The organism is Streptomyces sp. NBC_01296 (assembly GCF_035984415.1).
Lineage (GTDB): Bacteria > Actinomycetota > Actinomycetes > Streptomycetales > Streptomycetaceae > Streptomyces.
Map to the genome: position 1 here is coordinate 2,715,456 of NZ_CP130720.1, position 21,457 is coordinate 2,736,912.

A 21,457-nucleotide genomic window follows, 5' to 3' on the forward strand; every position below is an offset into this window, starting at 1 on the left:
CCCGGCCATAACACTTCGGCACCATCGCACACCGGCCGCACCCTGCGGGTGGAATCCCGGACGACGGCACCAAGCCGACCGCGAAGGTAAGTAACCTGGCATCCGATGTCCAACCGCGTCGAAGGAGATTCGTGATCACGGCTCGGGCGGCTGCCAGCTTCGACCCCCTCGGGCGCTCGGTCGCCGCGGCCCGAGCGTTCGTCCGCGACACCCTCCAGGGGTGGGGCTTCGCGGACATCGTCGACGACGCCGTGGTCCTCACCAGCGAGCTCGTCACGAACGCCGTCGTCCACGCCGGCACCAAGGCCGAGGTCCTGTGCCTGCGCTCCGGCGACGGCGTACGGGTCGAGATCGCCGACCGGTATCCCGAACGCGAGCTCCCGCTCCAGCACCCCGGCGAGCGCCCGTACGCCGACCCCGACCGCGAGAACGGCCGCGGGCTGATGCTCTGCGCCGCCCTCGCCACCCGCTGGGGCGTCGAGTACACCGCCACCCACAAGCACGTGTGGTTCCGGATCGACCTGCCAGACCGTCCGGTCGGTACCCGATCCGCCGGGCCCGTCGTCCCGGACCGGCTCCTCCCGCTCGCCGACAGCCGGGTCCGCGTCGCCGTCCTCCAGATCGACGCCTCCGACTCCATCTCCGCCTGGAACGAGGACGCCGAGCACGTCTTCGGCTACTCCGCCGAGAAGGTCCTCGGCCGCCCCCTCGCCGAGCTCGCCGCCTGGCCCCAGACCCCCGGGACCGGCACCGGCATCGCCGAGGCCCTGCGCCTGTCCCGCTGGGAGGGCAGCTACGGCATCCGCGGCGCCGACGGCCGCGTGATCCCCGTGTATGCCTCCCACCTGCGCGTCCGCGATGCCCACGGAGAGCCCTCCATCGTCTGCCTGCTGGTCCACGACGACGAGCGGGCCCTGCTCCAGACCCCCGTACGGGCGGCACCCGCCGACAGCCTCCAGCTCACCGAGCCCCGCCCCGCGGACCCCTTCGAGGTCTTCATCGGCTCCCCCGCCCCCGACGACCTCGACGGACTCCTCCAGCGCACCGTCGAACGCGCCCGCGACATGCTCGACGCCGACTCCGCCTTCCTGCTGCTGGCCACCGACGACGAGACGGAGCTCGAGGTCCGCGCCACGACCGGGCTCCCCTCCACCCGCCAGCGCTTCGCCCGCGTCCCCGTCGAGGCCGGCACCAACCGGTACGGCTCCGCCCGCATGCCCGCCGTCCACGACGACCTCGCCGCCGTCCCCGGAGCCGTCCCGCTCCTGGAGGCCACCGGCATGCGCTCGGTGATCACCGTCCCGCTCAAGGTCGAGGGCCGGCTCACCGGTTCGCTCGGCGTCGCCACCGAGAACCCCGGCCGCTACTCGAACGCCGACGCCCTGCGCCTCCAGTTCGCCGCGGACCGCATCGCCCTCGCCGTCGAATCCGCCCGCCTCGGCGAGCTGGAACGCCTGCGCCGCGGCTCCCTGTCCTTCCTCGTCGAGGCCTCCGACCTGCTCGCCGGCACCCTCGACCGGGACCAGACCCTGGCCCTCATGGCCCAGATGACCGTCCCGACCCTGGCCACCTGGTGCGCCGTCTACACCATCGCCGACCAGTCCTCCGATCCGTACCTCTCGTACGTCCTGCACGAGGACGAGGAGCGCATCGACGGCCTCAAGGCCCTGCTCTCCCGTGTCAGCCCGCCCGAACCGGTCCGCGAGGCCGGCGCCCGCCCCTGGCCCGCGACGACCTCGGCGGTCGGAGGGGAGACCGTCGTCCTCCCCCTCCTGGCCCGCAACCGTGTGATCGGCATGCTCACCCTCGGCAAGCCGTCCGAGGAGCACTTCCGCCAGGAGATCCTCGAACTCGCCGAGGACCTCTCACGCCGCGCCGCCCTCGCCCTCGACAACGCCCGCCTCTACTCCGAGCGCACCGCCATCAGCCGCTCCCTGCAACGCAGCCTGCTCCCGCCCGGCTCCCCCGCCATCCCCGGCATGGAGGTCGAGGTCATCTACCGCGCGGCCGGCGAGGGCAACGAGGTGGGCGGCGACTTCTACGACGTCTTCCCGATCCGCGACGGCGCGTACGGCTTCGCCATCGGCGACGTCTGCGGTACGGGCCCCGAGGCGGCCGCCGTCACCGGCCTCGCCCGGCACGCCCTGCGCCTCCTGGCGCGCGAGGGCCTCGGCGGCCCGGCGGTGCTGGAACGACTCAACGCGGCCATCCTCGACGAGGGCGCCCGCAGCCGCTTCCTCACCCTCCTGTACGGCGAGCTGCACCCCCAGCCGGACGGCGGCGCCCTGATGAAGGTCGTCTGCGCCGGCCACCCTCTGCCGCTCCGGCTGCGCCCGGACGGCCGGGTCACGCCGGCCGCGGACCCGCAGCCCCTGCTCGGCGTGATCGACGACCTCGACCTCTACGAGCAGAGCCTCACCCTGGACCCGGGCGATGTCCTCCTCTGCGTGACGGACGGCGTGACGGAACGCCGCGAGGGCACCCGCATGCTGGGCGACGACGGCCTCGCCGAGGTCCTCACGACGTGCACGGGCCTCACCGCCGGCGCCGTCGCCGCCCGCGTCCTGCGCGCGGTGGAACGCTTCGCGGCCGAACCTGCCTCGGACGACATGGCGATCCTGGCCTTCCGCGTCCCCCACCAGCGCGAGGGCGACTAGTCGGGCTTCATGTGATGGGTGGCTGAGCGCAGTGCGAAGGCCATCACCACTTCGAACACGCCCAGTAGGACGAGCCAGAGTCCCAGCAGCCGTGTCAGCGCGACCGCGGAATCCACCGGGAAGCAGAGCACGACGATTCCGGCGACGGTGCCCAGAACGCCCAGGCCGAAGAGCAGGCCCCGGTGCAGGAGGTCACGGTCCGCGATCGCGGTGTATGCGGTGAGCACTCCGCTCAGCAACCAGAACACCCCGAGGACCAGGGACAGCGCGCCGATCGTCTGCATCGGATGCCGCAGCACCAGGACGCCCGCCAGGAACGCCAGCATGGAGACCAGGACGCCCGCCAGTCTGCCGCCGCCGTCGCTGCTGTGCGAGAAGGCGCTGACGAAACGGAAGACACCCGCCACAAGGAGCTGCAGACCGATGATGACGGCCAGGATGTGCAGCGTCTCGTCGGGCCAGACGAGTACCAGGATGCCGGGAATCAGGGTCGCGAGGGCGAAGCCGAGTGCCCAAAGCCAGGTGCTTCCGACCTGCTTGAGGACGTCTTCGGGGTCGCTCTGCTTGTGCTGCGGTGCCGCGTCGAAGGGTACGGTCATCACGCCTCCCAGGCCTGCCGGGCGCCACTCAGGGCACCGCGAAGCCGCCGGTCATGCCTTGTCCACCCTTGCCGCCCATGTTAGAGAGTTGTGGTGCAGCCCGCCCGTCCAGCGGACGGGCCAACTCCCGGAAACGCAAAAAGGCCCCCGCCATAAGGCGGGGGCCTTTTCTTTGGAGCCCTTTAACGGAATCGAACCGTTGACCTTCTCCTTACCATGGAGACGCTCTACCGACTGAGCTAAAAGGGCGGGTTGTTCGGCGGCGTCCTACTCTCCCACAGGGTCCCCCCTGCAGTACCATCGGCGCTGAAAGGCTTAGCTTCCGGGTTCGGAATGTAACCGGGCGTTTCCCTAACGCTATGACCACCGAAACACTATGAAATTTGAACGCTGGCTGACAACACAGCTGTTCGTTATTTCAGAACTAACACAGTGGACGCGAGCAACTGAGGACAAGCCCTCGGCCTATTAGTACCAGTCAGCTCCACCCGTTACCGGGCTTCCACATCTGGCCTATCAACCCAGTCGTCTACTGGGAGCCTTACCCTCTCAAGGAGGTGGGAATACTCATCTTGAAGCAGGCTTCCCGCTTAGATGCTTTCAGCGGTTATCCCTCCCGAACGTAGCCAACCAGCCATGCCCTTGGCAGGACAACTGGCACACCAGAGGTTCGTCCGTCCCGGTCCTCTCGTACTAGGGACAGCCCTTCTCAATATTCCTACGCGCACAGCGGATAGGGACCGAACTGTCTCACGACGTTCTAAACCCAGCTCGCGTACCGCTTTAATGGGCGAACAGCCCAACCCTTGGGACCGACTCCAGCCCCAGGATGCGACGAGCCGACATCGAGGTGCCAAACCATCCCGTCGATATGGACTCTTGGGGAAGATCAGCCTGTTATCCCCGGGGTACCTTTTATCCGTTGAGCGACGGCGCTTCCACAAGCCACCGCCGGATCACTAGTCCCGACTTTCGTCCCTGCTCGACCCGTCGGTCTCACAGTCAAGCTCCCTTGTGCACTTACACTCAACACCTGATTGCCAACCAGGCTGAGGGAACCTTTGGGCGCCTCCGTTACTCTTTGGGAGGCAACCGCCCCAGTTAAACTACCCATCAGACACTGTCCCTGATCCGGATCACGGACCGAGGTTAGACATCCAGCACGACCAGAGTGGTATTTCAACGGCGACTCCACAACCACTGGCGTGGCTGCTTCAAAGTCTCCCACCTATCCTACACAAGCCGAACCGAACACCAATATCAAACTATAGTAAAGGTCCCGGGGTCTTTCCGTCCTGCTGCGCGAAACGAGCATCTTTACTCGTAGTGCAATTTCACCGGGCCTATGGTTGAGACAGTCGAGAAGTCGTTACGCCATTCGTGCAGGTCGGAACTTACCCGACAAGGAATTTCGCTACCTTAGGATGGTTATAGTTACCACCGCCGTTTACTGGCGCTTAAGTTCTCAGCTTCGCACGCCCGAAAGCGCACTAACCGGTCCCCTTAACGTTCCAGCACCGGGCAGGCGTCAGTCCGTATACATCGCCTTACGGCTTCGCACGGACCTGTGTTTTTAGTAAACAGTCGCTTCTCGCTGGTCTCTGCGGCCACCCCCAGCTCACGGAGTAAATCCGATCACCAGTGATGGCCCCCCTTCTCCCGAAGTTACGGGGGCATTTTGCCGAGTTCCTTAACCATAGTTCACCCGAACGCCTCGGTATTCTCTACCTGACCACCTGAGTCGGTTTAGGGTACGGGCCGCCATGAAACTCGCTAGAGGCTTTTCTCGACAGCATAGGATCATCCACTTCACCACAATCGGCTCGGCATCAGGTCTCAGCCTTAATGAGGGACGGATTTGCCTACCCCTCGGCCTACACCCTTACCCCGGGACTACCACCGCCCGGGCTGGACTACCTTCCTGCGTCACCCCATCGCTTACCTACTACAAGTCTGGTTCGTCGGCTCCACCACTTTCCTTTCCCCGAAGGGTCCGGAACGGCTTCACGGACTTAGCATCGCCTGATTCGATATTGGGCGTTTCAAAGCGGGTACCGGAATATCAACCGGTTGTCCATCGACTACGCCTGTCGGCCTCGCCTTAGGTCCCGACTTACCCTGGGCAGATCAGCTTGACCCAGGAACCCTTAGTCAATCGGCGCACACGTTTCTCACGTGTGTATCGCTACTCATGCCTGCATTCTCACTCGTGAACCGTCCACAACTAGCTTCCGCTGCTGCTTCACCCGGCACACGACGCTCCCCTACCCATCACAGCGGGCGTTGGCCCTATTGCTGCAATGACACGACTTCGGCGGTACGCTTGAGCCCCGCTACATTGTCGGCGCGGAATCACTTGACCAGTGAGCTATTACGCACTCTTTCAAGGGTGGCTGCTTCTAAGCCAACCTCCTGGTTGTCTCTGCGACTCCACATCCTTTCCCACTTAGCGTACGCTTAGGGGCCTTAGTCGATGCTCTGGGCTGTTTCCCTCTCGACCATGGAGCTTATCCCCCACAGTCTCACTGCCACGCTCTCACTTACCGGCATTCGGAGTTTGGCTAAGGTCAGTAACCCGGTAGGGCCCATCGCCTATCCAGTGCTCTACCTCCGGCAAGAAACACGTGACGCTGCACCTAAATGCATTTCGGGGAGAACCAGCTATCACGGAGTTTGATTGGCCTTTCACCCCTAACCACAGGTCATCCCCCAGGTTTTCAACCCTGGTGGGTTCGGTCCTCCACGAAGTCTTACCTCCGCTTCAACCTGCCCATGGCTAGATCACTCCGCTTCGGGTCTAGAGCGTGCAACTCAATCGCCCTATTCGGACTCGCTTTCGCTACGGCTTCCCCACACGGGTTAACCTCGCTACACACCGCTAACTCGCAGGCTCATTCTTCAAAAGGCACGCAGTCACGACTGTATGTGCAAGCGCATACAGCGACGCTCCCACGGCTTGTAGGCACACGGTTTCAGGTACTATTTCACTCCGCTCCCGCGGTACTTTTCACCATTCCCTCACGGTACTATCCGCTATCGGTCACCAGGGAATATTTAGGCTTAGCGGGTGGTCCCGCCAGATTCACACGGGATTTCTCGGGCCCCGTGCTACTTGGGAGATTCTTAAGCAAGCCGCTGATGTTTCGTCTACGGGGGTCTTACCCTCTACGCCGGACCTTTCGCATGTCCTTCGACTACATCAACGGTTTCTGACTCGCCGACCGGCCGGCAGACCGATCAAAAGAATTCCCACAACCCCGCATGCGCAACCCCTGCCGGGTATCACACGCATACGGTTTGGCCTCATCCGGTTTCGCTCGCCACTACTCCCGGAATCACGGTTGTTTTCTCTTCCTGAGGGTACTGAGATGTTTCACTTCCCCTCGTTCCCTCCACACTGCCTATGTGTTCAGCAGTGGGTGACAGCCCATGACGACTGCCGGGTTTCCCCATTCGGACACCCCCGGATCAAAGCTCAGTTGGCAGCTCCCCGGGGCCTATCGCGGCCTCTCACGTCCTTCATCGGTTCCTGGTGCCAAGGCATCCACCGTGCGCCCTTAAAAACTTGGCCACAGATGCTCGCGTCCACTGTGTAGTTCTCAAACAACGACCAGCCACCCATCACCCCACCAGACAAGCTGGCGAGTTCACTGGGGCCGGCACTGAAGACATGACCTTACGGCCGTACCTTCAGGACCCAACAACGTGCCAAGCACCAGTCAGTCATCCGTCTCCTCTTTCCACGCCGAAGCAGTACTCGAGAACCATCAGACCGTCTGGTGCCAACTAATCAACGTTCCACCCATGAGCTGACCGTGCAGAACGTTTGTCTGCAATCGGTACTGTGCTCCTTAGAAAGGAGGTGATCCAGCCGCACCTTCCGGTACGGCTACCTTGTTACGACTTCGTCCCAATCGCCAGTCCCACCTTCGACAGCTCCCTCCCTTACGGGTTGGGCCACCGGCTTCGGGTGTTACCGACTTTCGTGACGTGACGGGCGGTGTGTACAAGGCCCGGGAACGTATTCACCGCAGCAATGCTGATCTGCGATTACTAGCAACTCCGACTTCATGGGGTCGAGTTGCAGACCCCAATCCGAACTGAGACCGGCTTTTTGAGATTCGCTCCACCTCACGGTATCGCAGCTCATTGTACCGGCCATTGTAGCACGTGTGCAGCCCAAGACATAAGGGGCATGATGACTTGACGTCGTCCCCACCTTCCTCCGAGTTGACCCCGGCGGTCTCCTGTGAGTCCCCATCACCCCGAAGGGCATGCTGGCAACACAGGACAAGGGTTGCGCTCGTTGCGGGACTTAACCCAACATCTCACGACACGAGCTGACGACAGCCATGCACCACCTGTATACCGACCACAAGGGGGGCACTATCTCTAATGCTTTCCGGTATATGTCAAGCCTTGGTAAGGTTCTTCGCGTTGCGTCGAATTAAGCCACATGCTCCGCTGCTTGTGCGGGCCCCCGTCAATTCCTTTGAGTTTTAGCCTTGCGGCCGTACTCCCCAGGCGGGGAACTTAATGCGTTAGCTGCGGCACCGACGACGTGGAATGTCGCCAACACCTAGTTCCCAACGTTTACGGCGTGGACTACCAGGGTATCTAATCCTGTTCGCTCCCCACGCTTTCGCTCCTCAGCGTCAGTAATGGCCCAGAGATCCGCCTTCGCCACCGGTGTTCCTCCTGATATCTGCGCATTTCACCGCTACACCAGGAATTCCGATCTCCCCTACCACACTCTAGCTAGCCCGTATCGAATGCAGACCCGAGGTTAAGCCTCGGGCTTTCACATCCGACGTGACAAGCCGCCTACGAGCTCTTTACGCCCAATAATTCCGGACAACGCTTGCGCCCTACGTATTACCGCGGCTGCTGGCACGTAGTTAGCCGGCGCTTCTTCTGCAGGTACCGTCACTTTCGCTTCTTCCCTGCTGAAAGAGGTTTACAACCCGAAGGCCGTCATCCCTCACGCGGCGTCGCTGCATCAGGCTTTCGCCCATTGTGCAATATTCCCCACTGCTGCCTCCCGTAGGAGTCTGGGCCGTGTCTCAGTCCCAGTGTGGCCGGTCGCCCTCTCAGGCCGGCTACCCGTCGTCGCCTTGGTGGGCCATTACCCCACCAACAAGCTGATAGGCCGCGGGCTCATCCTTCACCGCCGGAGCTTTCAACCCCCGCCCATGCAGGCAGGAGTATTATCCGGTATTAGACCCCGTTTCCAGGGCTTGTCCCAGAGTGAAGGGCAGATTGCCCACGTGTTACTCACCCGTTCGCCACTAATCCACCCCGAAGGGCTTCATCGTTCGACTTGCATGTGTTAAGCACGCCGCCAGCGTTCGTCCTGAGCCAGGATCAAACTCTCCATGAATGTTTACCCGTAATCGGGTGCACACGCACTTAGAGCGGGTCAATCATGTCGGAATATGACCGACTGACCACTGCGTCCTCGCTGTGTAATTGCCTGCAAGCATCACGGCGAACCGCAACCTCACAGGTCTTTTTCAAAGGAACCTCATCCACCGAAGTGGACGGGGTATCAACTTTTGGCGTTGATTTTTGGCACGCTGTTGAGTTCTCAAGGAACGGATGCTTCCTTTGTACTCACCCTCAGTAACACTTACTGGGGCTTTCCTCCGGGCTTCGTTCTTGCGTTTCCGACTCTATCAGAGTCGGTCCCGCTTGCTTTCCAGGTCCTTCGCTTTCGCGTTTTCCCTTTCCGGCGGTTCCAACCTTACCAGATTCTTTCCGCTCCGTTTCCGGAGTGGATTTGAATTCGGTGGCCGTTGGAGGGCCTTTCCCTTTCGGGCGGATCAGACTTTATCAGGTCTCCCTGGGTCTTGAATCCCACCCGCTCGCCGAACACGTCCGGGCACGCGTGCGTGCCGGGGGTCCGTGCGAGGTGGAGCCGTAAACGTACTGGAGCGGAGCCCCCGGATGCAAATCCGGTTGCTCCGCTCCGGTGACGGCGCTACGGCGAGGCTCAGACCTCGACGACGACCGGGAGGATCATCGGCCTGCGGCGGTAGCCGTCCGAGACCCACTTGCCCATCGTGCGGCGGATGAGCTGCTGGATCTGGTGCGGCTCGGCGACGCCGTCGGCCGCGGCGCGGGCGATGGCTTCCTCGATCTTCGGCATGACCGAGGAGAAGGCCGAGTCGTCGATGCCGGAGCCGCGGGCCTGGATGTTCGGGCCGCTGACGACCTTGCCCGTGCTGCTGTCCACCACGACGTAGACCGAGATGATGCCCTCGTCGCCGAGGATCTTGCGGTCCTTGAGGTGGGCTTCCGTGACGTCGCCGACCGAGAGGCCGTCCACGTACACGTAGCCGGCCTGGACCTTGCCGGAGATCCGGGCCTTGCCGTCGATCAGGTCGACGACCACGCCGTCCTCGGCGATGACGATCCGGTCCTTCGGGACACCCGTCAGGGCACCGAGCTCGGCGTTGGCGCGCAGGTGGCGCCATTCACCGTGGACCGGCATCAGGTTCCGCGGCTTGCAGATGTTGTAGAAGTACAGCAGCTCGCCGGCCGAGGCGTGGCCCGAGACGTGCACCTTGGCGTTGCCCTTGTGCACGACGTTGGCGCCCCAGCGGGTCAGGCCGTTGATCACGCGGTAGACCGCGTTCTCGTTGCCCGGGATCAGCGACGACGCGAGGATCACGGTGTCGCCGGGGACGATCCGGATCTGGTGGTCACGGTTGGCCATACGGGACAGGGCCGCCATCGGCTCGCCCTGGGAGCCCGTACAGACCAGCACGACCTCGTCGTCCGGCAGGTCGTCGAGGGTCTTGACGTCGACGACGAGGCCGGCCGGGACCTTCAGGTAGCCCAGGTCACGGGCGATGCCCATGTTGCGGACCATCGAGCGGCCGACGAAGGCGACCCTGCGGCCGTACTCGTGGGCGGCGTCGAGGATCTGCTGGATGCGGTGCACGTGGCTGGCGAAGGACGCCACGATGATCCGCTTCTGGGCACCCGCGAAGACTCCGCGGATGGCGTTGGAGATGTCGCGCTCCGGCGGGACGAAGCCCGGGACCTCGGCGTTCGTCGAGTCCGAGAGGAGGAGGTCGATGCCCTCTTCGCTCAGGCGCGCGAAGGCGTGCAGGTCGGTGAGGCGGTTGTCCAGCGGGAGCTGGTCCATCTTGAAGTCACCGGTGCACACGACCATGCCGGCGCCGGTACGGATGGCCACGGCCAGGGCGTCCGGGATGGAGTGGTTGACCGCGATGAACTCGCAGTCGAAGGGGCCCAGGTTCTCGCGCTCGCCCTCCTTCACCTCGAGGGTGTAGGGGCGGATGCGGTGCTCCTGGAGCTTGGCCTCGATGAGGGCCAGCGTCAGCTTGGAGCCGATCAGCGGGATGTCCGGCTTCTCCCGGAGGAGGTAGGGGACGGCGCCGATGTGGTCCTCGTGGCCGTGCGTGAGGACGATGCCCTCGATGTCGTCGAGCCGGTCCCGGATGGACGAGAAGTCCGGCAGGATCAGGTCGATGCCCGGCTGCTCCTCTTCGGGGAAGAGAACGCCGCAGTCGACGATCAGCAGGCGGCCGTCGAACTCGAAGACGGTCATGTTGCGGCCGATCTCGCCGAGACCGCCCAGGGGGGTGACCCGGAGGCCGCCCTTGGGGAGCTTCGGCGGCGGGCCGAGTTCAGGGTGCGGATGGCTCAAAAGTATCTCCTCACCACACACGCCACGTACCTCGTCGTAAGGCACGCGGCGCGCATGTCATTCGTGCACTTGCATTCGTCTGTTTTGTTCGTCTTGCTTATTCAGTTGTGAAGCCTGATGTCAGAGCTGTACCCCGCCGGCGGCAAGATCGATCTTGAGCTGGGCCGTCTCTTCGGCCGTCAGCTCGACCAGCGGGAGCCGCAGCGGGCCCGCGGGCAGGCCCTGCAGGTTCAGGGCGCCCTTGGTGGTGATCACACCCTGTGTGCGGAACATACCGGTGAAGACGGGGAGCAGCTTCTGGTGGATCTCGGTGGCCTTCTGGACGTCGCCGCCCAAGTGGGCCTCGAGCATCGCGCGGAGCTCGGGGGTGACCACGTGGCCGACCACGGAGACGAAGCCGACGGCGCCGACGGACAGCAGCGGCAGGTTCAGCATGTCGTCGCCGGAGTACCAGGCGAGTCCGCTCTGGGCGATGGCCCAGCTGGCGCGGCCGAGGTCGCCCTTGGCGTCCTTGTTGGCCACGATACGGGGGTGCTCGGCGAGCCTCACCAGGGTTTCGGTGTTGATCGGGACGCCGCTGCGGCCGGGGATGTCGTAGAGCATCACCGGGAGCTCGGTGGCGTCGGCGATCGCCGTGAAGTGCCGGTAGAGGCCTTCCTGCGGCGGCTTGCTGTAGTACGGGGTCACCGCGAGCAGGCCGTGTGCGCCGGTGCGCTCGGCCTGGCGGGCCAGCTCGAGGGTGTGCCGGGTGTCGTTGGTGCCGATGCCGGCGACGACGTGGGCACGGTCGCCGACCGCTTCGAGGACGGCTCGTACGAGGTCGTTTTTCTCCGCGTCGGTGGTGGTCGGGGACTCGCCGGTGGTCCCGTTGATGATCAGGCCGTCGTTGCCTGCATCCACCAGGTGGACGGCGAGCTGCTGCGCGCCGTCGAGGTCGAGTGCGCCATCCGCCGTGAAGGGCGTGATCATGGCGGTGAGGACCCGCCCGAAGGGGGTCTGCGGAGTCGAGATCGGAGCCATGGGTAACACGCTACTCGCTGCCATGCTCACGTTGTCCCCTCGGGGGACGTCAAGAGGGTGTGGCTCCCGGCACGGGCCGGGAGGTCTGTTGGATCCCGGCACTGCCTGCTCGGGGGTTCAAGCAGTGCCGGGTCCGTTTGATCAGCCTAGATGAACTTTACGAAACGTGGCAATACGGACACTTCGGACTTGACTCCGTACATCTGTACGGAAGGGGTCCATCCGTGCCCATCAGGCCGTACCGACCCTTACGGGGCGACGCGGCCGTTGGCGTTGTACGCGGCGTACGTCAGCGGCATGAGCGCGGCCCAGTGCTGCTCCATCTTCTCGCCGACCATCTCGATCTCCCGCTGCGGGAAGGAGGGGACGGCCGCGAGCTCGTGCTGCGTGCGCAGGCCGAGGAAGTGCATCAGCGAGCGCGCGTTGCAGGTGGCGTACATCGAGGAGAAAAGTCCGACCGGCAGGACCGAACGGGCAACCTCGCGGGCCACGCCCGCGGCCAGCATCTCCTGGTAGGCCTCGTAGGCCTGACGGTACGAGTCCTCCATGACCCGCCCCGTCAGCTCCTGCTGGGCCGCGGTGCCCTCGACGAAGACGTACTTGCCCGGACGGCCCTCCTGGACGAGCTTGCGCTCGGCGTCCGGGACGTAGAAGACCGGCTCGAGCTCCCTGTAGCGGCCCGATTCCTCGTTGTACGACCAGCCGACGCGGTGCCGCATGAACTCGCGGAACACGAAGATCGGGGCGCTGATGAAGAAGGTCATCGAGTTGTGCTCGAAGGGGCTGCCGTGGCGGTCCCGCATCAGGTAGTTGATGAGGCCCTTGGAGCGCTCGGGGTCCTTCTGGAGCTCCTCGAGCGACTGCTCGCCGGCCGTGGAGACACGGGCGGCCCACAGCACGTCGGAGTCGGCGGCGGAGTGCTTCACCAGCTCCACCGTCACATCACTGCGGAAGCTGGGTTTCAGGTCTGAAGCGGCGGTCTCGCTCACCGGGGGTCCTTCCGAACGACTCACATGGGGCGCGCCCACTCTACGGCGCAGCCGGCGGCTCCCCGCGCAGCTCTCGCGCCGATCGGGCGCAGGCCACGGCGGCGGCTCCATCACCCTTTCAGCTGACGCCCAGCCATAAAATTTGGTTAATGTCCCGAATTCCGGCACCGATTCGGCGGCTCGTACGTCTTCTCCAGTACACGTCGCACGCACCCGCCACCGCCGCCCCAGGGCCCTGACCGTGAGGAGAGTCGCTCTATGTTTCGCCGGAGCGAACCCGTCCCGTTCGCCTTCGTCGCCGAGGCCGACCGTTTCCGCAGCAATGTCACTCCGCCGCCGCGCGAGCGCCTGGGTGCGGCCCAGATGGCCGCCCGTAGTCTGGTCGGGCTGACCGTGGTGGCGGGGCTCGTCGGTTCCCTGCTCTTCGGCATGCCCGCACTGCAGCCCCACCAGGCGCCCGCCAAGTCGCAGCAGTCGGAGGCCTCCGAGGGGCGGTAGCCTCACGGGCACAGCCCAACCGAACGTGCATGTGAGTGAGGTACAGCCGTGCCCCTGCCCTTCTTGACGGCCGACCGCGCGTTCGACGCGCACGAAGACACCGCCGACGAGGACGTACTGGCCCACGAGGACCCCGACCGCTGGCGCCGGCCGTACCGGCCCGGGCCCTGGCGGGTGGCCGGCGCCGCCCTGCTGCTCCTGCTGGCCGCGTTCATGCTGCTCGCCACGATGATCATCGCGTTCGCGGGTGCCTGGGCCGGTGCCGGTGTCTGTGTGGCCGCCGCGCTCGGCGTGATCGGGTCGGCGCTGCGCTTGCTCATGGCGGGCGTCTGGGTGAGCCCCGCGGGGCTTCGCCGGGTCGGCTTCTTCCGGACCCGCTCGATCGGCTGGGACGAGATCACCGAGGTCCGCACGGTCCAGCAGCCGGTGCGCTGGCTGGGACTGCCGCGGACCGTCCAGGGGCAGGCCCTGACGGCGGCCGCGCGCGACGGCGCGGAGCTGCCGGTGCTGCTGACCGACCACAACGCCGATTTCCTGTCGCGGACCGAGGCCTTCGACCGGGCCGCCGACATGGTCGAGGCCTGGGCCGACGAGTACCGGGCCGTGCCCGCCTGACACCGACGCGCAGTGCCCCGGAAGCCCGTACAGGATCCGCTCAGGCGGCTGTACGGGCTTCCGGGGTTTTACCTGCGGGTCTTACGGGCTTACGGGCCGGGCCGGCGGGCCGGGCCGCCGTGCAGGGCGATGGCCCGCTGCATGGCCTTGCGGGCCCGCGGGGTGTCTCGGGCGTCGTGGTAGGCGACGGCGAGGCGGAACCAGCTGCGCCAGTCCCCCGGCGCGTCCTCCGTCTCGGCCTTGCGGCGCGCGAAGACCTCGTCGGCGGAGTCCCGCAGGATCCGGCCGTACTCGTCCCGCTCCAGCTCGTCCACGGGCAGGCCGCCCTCGGCCTCCAGCTCGGTCGCGAGCCGGTTCGCCTTCGTCACGAACTGCGTGTTCTTCCAGAGGAACCAGACGCCGATGACCGGCAGGATCAGCACGGCCGCCCCGAAGGTCACCGTCAGCCAGGTGCCCTGCCGGATCAGCAGCACGCCCCGGCTGCCGGCCAGGACGAAGTAGACGACCAGGACGGCGGCCGTGAGGAAGTAAGTGATCTTCGCGCGCATGGGTACTACTGCCTGCTCATCAGCCGAGGTCGAGGAAGTTTTCCAGGCCGAACGTGAGGCCCGGGTGCTGCACGACGCGGCGCGCACCGAGCAGGATGCCCGGCATGAAGCTGCTGTGGTGCAGGGAGTCGTGACGGATCGTCAGGGTCTCGCCCTCGGCGCCGAGCAGCACCTCCTGGTGGGCCAGCAGGCCGCGCAGGCGGATGGCGTGCACCGGGACGCCGTCGACGTCCGCGCCGCGCGCGCCGTCCAGGGCCGTGGCGGTGGCGTCGGGCTGCGGGGCGCAGCCGGCCTCGGCGCGGGCGGCCGCGATGAGCTGCGCCGTACGGGTCGCCGTGCCGGAGGGGGCGTCGACCTTGTTCGGGTGGTGGAGCTCGACGACCTCGACGGACTCGAAGTAGCGGGCGGCCTGGGCGGCGAACTTCATGGTGAGGACGGCGCCGATGGAGAAGTTCGGGGCGATGAGCACACCGGTCTGCGGGGAGGCGGCGAGCCAGGTGTCCAGCTGGGCGAGGCGCTCCTCGGTCCAGCCGGTGGTGCCGACCACGCCGTGGATCCCGTGGCGGACGAGGAAGTCCAGGTTCTCCATGACCGAGGCGGGGGTGGTCAGCTCGACCGCGACCTGCGCGCCGGCCTCGACCACCGTCTCCAGCTTGTCGCCGCGGCCGAGGGCGGCCACCAGCTCCATGTCCTCGGCGGCCTCGACGGCCTTGACCGCCTCGGAGCCGATGCGGCCCTGGGCGCCGAGAACGGCCACCCGCAGCTTGCTGCTCATGCTTCTTCGCTTCCTGTCGTACGGGCCGGGCACCGGCGGGCGGCCGGTGCCCGGCCTCAAGGTATCCAGGGTCTCGGGGTCTCAGGACACCGCTTCGTCGAGGCGGGCGGCCTGCTTCTCCTTCAGCGGGCCGATCACCGCGAGCGACGGCCGCTGGGCCAGTACATCCTGCGCGACCGAGCGGACGTCGTCCGGGGTCACGGCCGCGATCCGGGCCAGCATGTCGTCGACCGACATCTGGTCGCCCCAGCAGAGCTCGCTCTTGCCGATGCGGTTCATGATCGCGCCGGTGTCCTCCAGGCCGAGGACGGTGGAGCCGGACAGCTGGCCGATGGCCCGCTTGATCTCCTCGTCGGTGAGCCCCTCGGAGACGACCTTGTCGAGCTCGCCCCGGCAGATCCGCAGTACGTCGTGGACCTGGTTCGGGCGGCAGCCCGCGTACACGCCGAAGAGCCCGGTGTCGGCGAAGCCCGAGGTGTACGAGTACACGCTGTAGGCCAGGCCGCGCTTCTCCCGGACCTCCTGGAAGAGGCGGGAGGACATGCCGCCGCCGAGGGCCGTGTTCAGCACGCCGAGCGCCCAGCGGCGCTCGTCGGTGCGGGCCAGGCCGGGCATGCCGAGGACCACGTGGGCCTGCTCGGTCTTGCGGTTGATCAGGTCGACGCGGCCGGAGGTGCGGATGCGCTTGGCTCCGGAGCGCGGGCCGATCGGCTCGGCGTCGGTGTGCCGCAGGGCGCCGGCCTTCTCGAAGGCCGCGCGGACCTGGCGTACGACCTTGTTGTGGTCGACGTTGCCGGCCGCGGCCACCACCAGGTGGCGGGGGTCGTAGTGCTTCTTGTAGAAGCGGCGGATCCGGTCGGCGCCGAGGGCGTTGATCGTGTCGACGGTGCCGAGGACGGGGCGGCCCAGCGGGGTGTCGCCGTACATCGTGTGCGCGAACAGGTCGTGCACGCAGTCGCCCGGGTCGTCCTCGGTCATCGCGATCTCTTCGAGGATGACCCCGCGCTCGGCGTCGACGTCCTCCTCGCGGATCAGCGAGCCGGTGAGCATGTCGCAGACGACGTCGATCGCCAGCGGCAGGTCGGTGTCGAGCACCCGTGCGTAGTAGCAGGTGTACTCCTTCGCCGTGAAGGCGTTCATCTCGCCGCCGACCGCGTCGATCGCGGAGGAGATGTCGAGGGCGCTGCGCTGGGCGGTGCCCTTGAAGAGGAGGTGCTCGAGGTAGTGCGTGGCACCGTTGAGCGTGGGCGTCTCGTCGCGGGAGCCCACGTGCGCCCAGATGCCGAAGGTGGCGGAGCGGACCGAGGGCAGCGTCTCGGTGACGATGCGCAGTCCGCCGGGGAGGACGGTGCGCCGGACGGTGCCGATGCCGTTCTCGCCCTTGAGGAGGGTTTGGGTACGGGCGACGGCCCGCCCCTCCGAAGAGGGGCGGGCCGTCACACGGGAACTACGCGACGTCACTTGTCGGAGTCGTCCTTGTCAGCGTCGTCACCGGCGGCCTCGCCGTCGATCACGGGGATCAGGGAGAGCTTGCCGCGCTGGTCGATCTCGGCGATCTCGACCTGGACCTTGGTGCCGACCGCGAGCACGTCCTCGACGTTCTCCACGCGCTTGCCACCGGCGAGCTTGCGGATCTGCGAGATGTGCAGCAGGCCGTCCTTGCCGGGCATCAGGGAGACGAAGGCACCGAAGGTGGTGGTCTTGACGACCGTACCCAGGTAGCGCTCGCCGACCTCCGGCATGGTCGGGTTGGCGATCTGGTTGATCGTGGCGCGGGCGGCCTCGGCTGCCGGGCCGTCGGAGGCACCGATGTAGATGGTGCCGTCGTCCTCGATCGTGATCTCGGCGCCGGTGTCCTCCTGGATCTGGTTGATCATCTTGCCCTTGGGGCCGATGACCTCACCGATCTTGTCCACCGGGATCTTGACGGTGATGATCCGCGGGGCGAACGGGGACATCGCGTCCGGCGTGTCGATCGCTTCCATCATCACGTCGAGGATGTGGAGGCGGGCGTCGCGGGCCTGCTTGAGGGCGGCGGCCAGGACGGAGGCCGGGATGCCGTCGAGCTTGGTGTCCAGCTGGAGCGCGGTGACGAACTCCTTGGTGCCGGCGACCTTGAAGTCCATGTCGCCGAAGGCGTCCTCCGCACCGAGGATGTCGGTGAGGGCGACGTAGTGCGTCTTGCCGTCGATCTCCTGGGAGATCAGGCCCATGGCGATACCGGCGACGGGGGCCTTGAGGGGCACACCGGCGTTCAGCAGCGACATGGTGGAGGCGCAGACCGAGCCCATGGACGTCGAACCGTTGGAGCCGAGGGCCTCGGACACCTGGCGGATCGCGTACGGGAACTCCTCGCGGGTCGGGAGGACCGGCACGATGGCGCGCTCGGCGAGCGCGCCGTGGCCGATCTCGCGGCGCTTGGGCGAGCCCACGCGGCCGGTCTCACCGACGGAGTACGGCGGGAAGTTGTAGTTGTGCATGTAGCGCTTGCGGGTCACCGGGGAGAGGGTGTCCAGCTGCTGCTCCATGCGGAGCATGTTCAGGGTGGTGACGCCCAGGATCTGGGTCTCGCCACGCTCGAACAGCGCCGAGCCGTGCACGCGCGGGATGGCCTCGACCTCGGCGGCCAGCGTACGGATGTCCGTGACGCCGCGGCCGTCGATGCGGACCTTGTCCTTGATGACGCGCTCGCGCACCAGGGCCTTGGTCAGGCTGCGGTAGGCGGCGGAGATCTCCTTCTCGCGGCCCTCGAAGGCCGGGAGGAGCTTCTCGGCGGCGATCTCCTTGACGCGGTCCAGCTCGGCCTCGCGGTCCTGCTTGCCCGCGATGGTCAGCGCCTGGGAGAGCTCGCCCTTGACGGCGGCCGCGAGGGCCTCGTACACGTCGTCCTGGTAGTCCAGGAAGACCGGGAACTCGCCCTCGGGCTTGGCGGCCTTGGCGGCCAGGTCGGCCTGGGCCTTGCAAAGGGCCTTGATGAAGGGCTTCGCGGCGTCCAGACCGGAGGCGACGATCTCCTCGGTCGGGGCGTCGGCGCCGTCCTTGACCAGGGTGATGGTCTTCTCGGTGGCCTCGGCCTCGACCATCATGATCGCGACGTCGCCGTCGTCCAGGACGCGGCCCGCGACGACCATGTCGAAGACGGCGTCCTCGAGCTCGGTGTGCGTCGGGAAGGCCACCCACTGGCCGCGGATCAGCGCGACGCGGACGCCGCCGATCGGGCCGGAGAAGGGCAGACCGGCCAGCTGGGTGGACGCGGACGCGGCGTTGATCGCGACGACGTCGTACAGGTGGTCCGGGTTGAGCGCCATGATCGTGGCGACGACCTGGATCTCGTTGCGCAGGCCCTTCTTGAAGGACGGGCGCAGCGGGCGGTCGATCAGGCGGCAGGTGAGGATCGCGTCCTCGGAGGGGCGGCCCTCGCGGCGGAAGAAGGATCCGGGGATCTTGCCGGCCGCGTACTGGCGCTCCTCGACGTCCACCGTCAGGGGGAAGAAGTCGAGCTGGTCCTTGGGCTTCTTCGACGCGGTGGTGGCGGAAAGCACCATCGTGTCGTCGTCCAGGTAGGCAACGGCGGAGCCGGCGGCCTGGCGGGCCAGACGGCCCGTCTCGAAGCGGATGGTGCGGGTGCCGAAGGAACCGTTGTCAATGACGGCCTCGGCGTAGTGGGTCTCGTTCTCCACTAGCGTTTTCTCCATTTTCGTCGTCTCCGTCCGCTGCCCGTGTGGCTGCGGACGGTTGCGGAGAAGCGCTCCTTGCGTGCGGGCCGGTCTTCGATCGAAGTACCCGGTCCGGAGCCCCTGGGGCTCTCCGGGTACCACTACCGAGGACCGGCGGCGTAGGGAGGGCGCTCCTCCTCTTCAGTTGTGCACGTGGTTCGCCGTGCACGTGCGTCCAGACTACAAAGCGTCCGGTACGTCCCGCACGTAGAGCGACTGCACGTACAGCAAAGGGAGCGGCCCCCTCAGTGTGGGAACCGCTCCCTTCACAGCGTCTTTACTTGACGCCGGCCGCACCGCGGCGGATGCCGAGGCGCTCGACCAGCGCGCGGAAGCGCTGGATGTCCTTCTTGGCCAGGTACTGCAGCAGGCGGCGACGCTGGCCGACCAGGATCAGCAGACCACGACGGGAGTGGTGGTCGTGCTTGTGGGTCTTGAGGTGCTCGGTCAGGTCCGAGATGCGCTTGGAGAGCATCGCGACCTGGACCTCGGGGGAGCCGGTGTCGCCCTCCTTGGCACCAAACTCGGCGATGATCTGCTTCTTCGTAGCGGCGTCGAGCGACACGCGTACTCCTCGTATAGGTCTTCGTGGCCACCGAGTGCCCCAGGTCGAATTCTCTGGGGATCTTCCGTAACTCGGGAGGCGGGGTCCGCTGAGCGCAGCCTCCAGAGGGTTCCGGGGGCGCGTACACAAACGGCCGTCACACAGCGTACCAGGCTGCCGCACGTCCCCTGTCTCAGCTGGTGAGAGCGCGGGCCCGGGCGTACACGTCCAGCACGGCGAGGGCCAGCGGGACAAGACTGAGCAGTACTGCCGCCTCGGTGAGGTCGAGCAGCCGTCCCCAGAAGGGTGACAGGCCCTTGCGCGGGATGACAAGCGCAATTCCCGCGAGGAGGGCCGCGCCGGCGGCGACGGCTGCGGAGAGCCAGATCGTACGGAGGTCCAGGCCGCCGCGGTCGTGGTACTGGACGAGCTCCCGGACCAGGTCGGCCGGCGGGTGCAGGGCCAGGCCCAGGATCAGCAGCCCGATGGCGGCCAGGCCGGCGACCAGGGTGCACACGACCTGGGAGGTGTAGCGGAAGAGGCGGGCGCGCAGCAGCATGGCCAGCCCGGTGGTGAGGGCCAGCAGCCGGCCCCAGGTGTTGTCGGAGAAGCCGAGCACGGCGGCGGAGCCGACGACGACCGCGGCGCAGCCGCCGACCAGGCCGAGGAGCATCTCGTGGCCGCGGCGGGCCTGGGTGGCGATGGCCTCGGCGTCGAGCGGGGCGCCCGTGTCGTGCTGCTCGGCGGCGGAAGGGTCGCCGTACGGCTCGGTCTCGTAGCGGTCCGGGGTCTCGTAGCTCTCCACGGCGCTCTGCGGGGCGGCGTAGCCGATGGGCAGCCGGGCGAAGCGGGCGGAGAGGCCGGGCAGGAAGGCGACGAGGCCGATGGCCACGGGCGCGCAGACGGCGGCGGTCGCGGTGGCGGAGGCCTCGGTGACGATGGCGACGAACGTGGCCAGGGTGCCGGTGGTGGCGAGGAAGGTGGCCGCGACGAAGGGGGCGTCCCCGTTGGGGGTGAGCGCGACCAGGGCCACGGAGGCGACCAGGACGCAGACGCACCCGAGCAGGAACTGCAGCCGGCCGGGTCCCTCGCCGGCGCCGGCGGCGATGATGCCGGAGCCGGCGATCAGCAGGATCGGGAGGGCGCCGAGGCCGAGGGCGACGGCGGAGCCGCGGTCGCGGTAGACCCGGGCGCGCACTCCGGCGGCGGCGGTCAGGAGCACGCCCACGGCGCCGGCGACGATGCCGGGCAGGCCGTGCATGTCGTGGCGGACCGGGTCGGCGTACCAGAGGACGAAGCCGAGCAGGACGAGCAGCAGCGCGGCGCCGGCCAGGCCCGCGCCGCGCAGCATGTCGTCGCTCCAGAGGTGGCGGTCGCGGACGACGGCGGAGGCGACGGCGTCGGAGACGTCGTCGAACACGGCCGGCGGCAGCGACTCGGCGAACGGGCGCAGGCTCAGCACCTCGCCGTCGAGGACCTGCTGGGCGGCGAGGGTGCGGGCGCCGTCGAGGACGGTGCCGTCGCGCCGGACCAGGTGGAATCCGGTGGGGGCGCCGACGGGCTGGGTCTGGCCGGTGAGGCGCAGGAGTTCGGGATAGACGTCGGCGACGGCGATGTCCTCGGGAAGAGCGACGTCGATGCGGCTGTCGGGAGCCACGACGGTGACCCTGCAGAAGCCCGTCGTTGCGGCCGTACTCACCTGTGTGACCCCCCTGGTTGGCGAAGCGGGTGCATGGGCTCTCGCCTTGGATTCGCGGATGCGCATACTGCGCGGGCCACCCTACCGGGAGTATGAGTGACTGTCGGCAAGTAGGATCA

Annotated in this window: 13 protein-coding genes, 1 tRNA gene and 3 rRNA genes; 3 read left to right on the top strand and 14 right to left on the bottom strand. The window is 66.7% G+C overall.

The features are described from left to right. The first annotated feature begins 95 nt into the window (after nt 1–95). Nucleotides 96–2,657 (top strand): SpoIIE family protein phosphatase, encoded by a 2,562-nt coding sequence (locus OG299_RS12000; protein WP_442817586.1) that lies wholly within the window; start codon nt 96–98, stop codon nt 2,655–2,657. Here OG299_RS12000 and OG299_RS12005 read toward each other — a convergent pair. From OG299_RS12005 to thyX, 8 genes are all read right to left on the bottom strand, one after another. Beyond that, on the bottom strand, nt 2,654–3,256 hold the full coding sequence (locus OG299_RS12005) for an HdeD family acid-resistance protein (RefSeq protein WP_327361495.1): 603 nt from the start codon (nt 3,254–3,256) through the stop codon (nt 2,654–2,656). The genes OG299_RS12000 and OG299_RS12005 overlap by 4 nt on opposite strands. 173 nt (nt 3,257–3,429) lie before the next feature. Continuing rightward, nucleotides 3,430–3,505: transfer RNA gene (locus OG299_RS12010), tRNA-Thr, on the bottom strand. 5 nt (nt 3,506–3,510) lie between these two features. Next, nucleotides 3,511–3,627, bottom strand: a 5S ribosomal RNA gene (rrf, locus tag OG299_RS12015). Nucleotides 3,628–3,704: 77 nt separating this feature from the next. Next, nucleotides 3,705–6,827: ribosomal RNA gene (locus OG299_RS12020) — 23S ribosomal RNA — on the bottom strand. Between the two features lie 284 nt (nt 6,828–7,111). Next, a 16S ribosomal RNA gene (locus OG299_RS12025) occupies nt 7,112–8,636 on the bottom strand. Together the 16S, 23S and 5S rRNA genes with 1 tRNA gene alongside form the textbook arrangement of a ribosomal RNA operon. A gap of 612 nt (nt 8,637–9,248) precedes the next feature. Next, nucleotides 9,249–10,934, bottom strand: coding sequence for a ribonuclease J (locus tag OG299_RS12030; RefSeq protein ID WP_327361496.1), 1,686 nt, complete (start codon nt 10,932–10,934; stop codon nt 9,249–9,251). 120 nt (nt 10,935–11,054) lie between these two features. Continuing rightward, nucleotides 11,055–11,954, bottom strand: a complete 900-nt coding sequence (dapA, locus tag OG299_RS12035) for a 4-hydroxy-tetrahydrodipicolinate synthase (RefSeq protein ID WP_266636202.1) — start codon at nt 11,952–11,954, stop codon at nt 11,055–11,057. A 248-nt stretch (nt 11,955–12,202) separates the two neighbouring features. Continuing rightward, a complete protein-coding gene (gene thyX / locus OG299_RS12040) occupies nt 12,203–12,943 on the bottom strand; it encodes an FAD-dependent thymidylate synthase (protein WP_266636204.1) in 741 nt (246 codons plus the stop codon). 258 nt (nt 12,944–13,201) lie between these two features. On the opposite strand from thyX, the gene OG299_RS12045 reads away from it, so the two are divergent. Both OG299_RS12045 and OG299_RS12050 read left to right on the top strand, forming a co-directional pair. After that, nucleotides 13,202–13,441, top strand: a complete 240-nt coding sequence (locus OG299_RS12045; RefSeq protein WP_053786194.1) for a hypothetical protein — start codon at nt 13,202–13,204, stop codon at nt 13,439–13,441. A gap of 48 nt (nt 13,442–13,489) precedes the next feature. Further along, entirely contained in the window at nt 13,490–14,056 is a 567-nt protein-coding gene (locus OG299_RS12050; protein WP_266636207.1) for an SCO5741 family PH domain-containing membrane protein, read from the top strand. An 89-nt stretch (nt 14,057–14,145) separates the two neighbouring features. On the opposite strand, the gene OG299_RS12055 is transcribed toward OG299_RS12050, so the two are convergent. From OG299_RS12055 to eccD, 6 genes are all read right to left on the bottom strand, one after another. After that, nucleotides 14,146–14,604: a tetratricopeptide repeat protein gene (locus OG299_RS12055; RefSeq protein WP_266636209.1), complete on the bottom strand. Its 459-nt coding sequence runs from the start codon at nt 14,602–14,604 to the stop codon at nt 14,146–14,148. 19 nt (nt 14,605–14,623) lie between these two features. Next, the gene (gene dapB / locus OG299_RS12060) at nt 14,624–15,379 is read right to left on the bottom strand and encodes a 4-hydroxy-tetrahydrodipicolinate reductase (RefSeq protein ID WP_266636211.1); all 756 of its coding nucleotides are present in this window, start codon (nt 15,377–15,379) and stop codon (nt 14,624–14,626) included. Between the two features lie 81 nt (nt 15,380–15,460). After that, nucleotides 15,461–16,840, bottom strand: a complete 1,380-nt coding sequence (locus tag OG299_RS12065; protein ID WP_266636213.1) for a M16 family metallopeptidase — start codon at nt 16,838–16,840, stop codon at nt 15,461–15,463. After that, nucleotides 16,837–19,059, bottom strand: a complete 2,223-nt coding sequence (locus tag OG299_RS12070; protein WP_327364508.1) for a polyribonucleotide nucleotidyltransferase — start codon at nt 19,057–19,059, stop codon at nt 16,837–16,839. Before OG299_RS12070 ends, OG299_RS12065 begins: the two co-directional genes overlap by 4 nt. Before the next feature lie 313 nt (nt 19,060–19,372). Continuing rightward, on the bottom strand, nt 19,373–19,660 hold the full coding sequence (rpsO, locus tag OG299_RS12075) for a 30S ribosomal protein S15 (RefSeq protein ID WP_030859744.1): 288 nt from the start codon (nt 19,658–19,660) through the stop codon (nt 19,373–19,375). A 172-nt stretch (nt 19,661–19,832) separates the two neighbouring features. Beyond that, entirely contained in the window at nt 19,833–21,338 is a 1,506-nt protein-coding gene (gene eccD / locus OG299_RS12080; RefSeq protein WP_327361497.1) for a type VII secretion integral membrane protein EccD, read from the bottom strand. Nucleotides 21,339–21,457 lie beyond the last annotated feature (119 nt).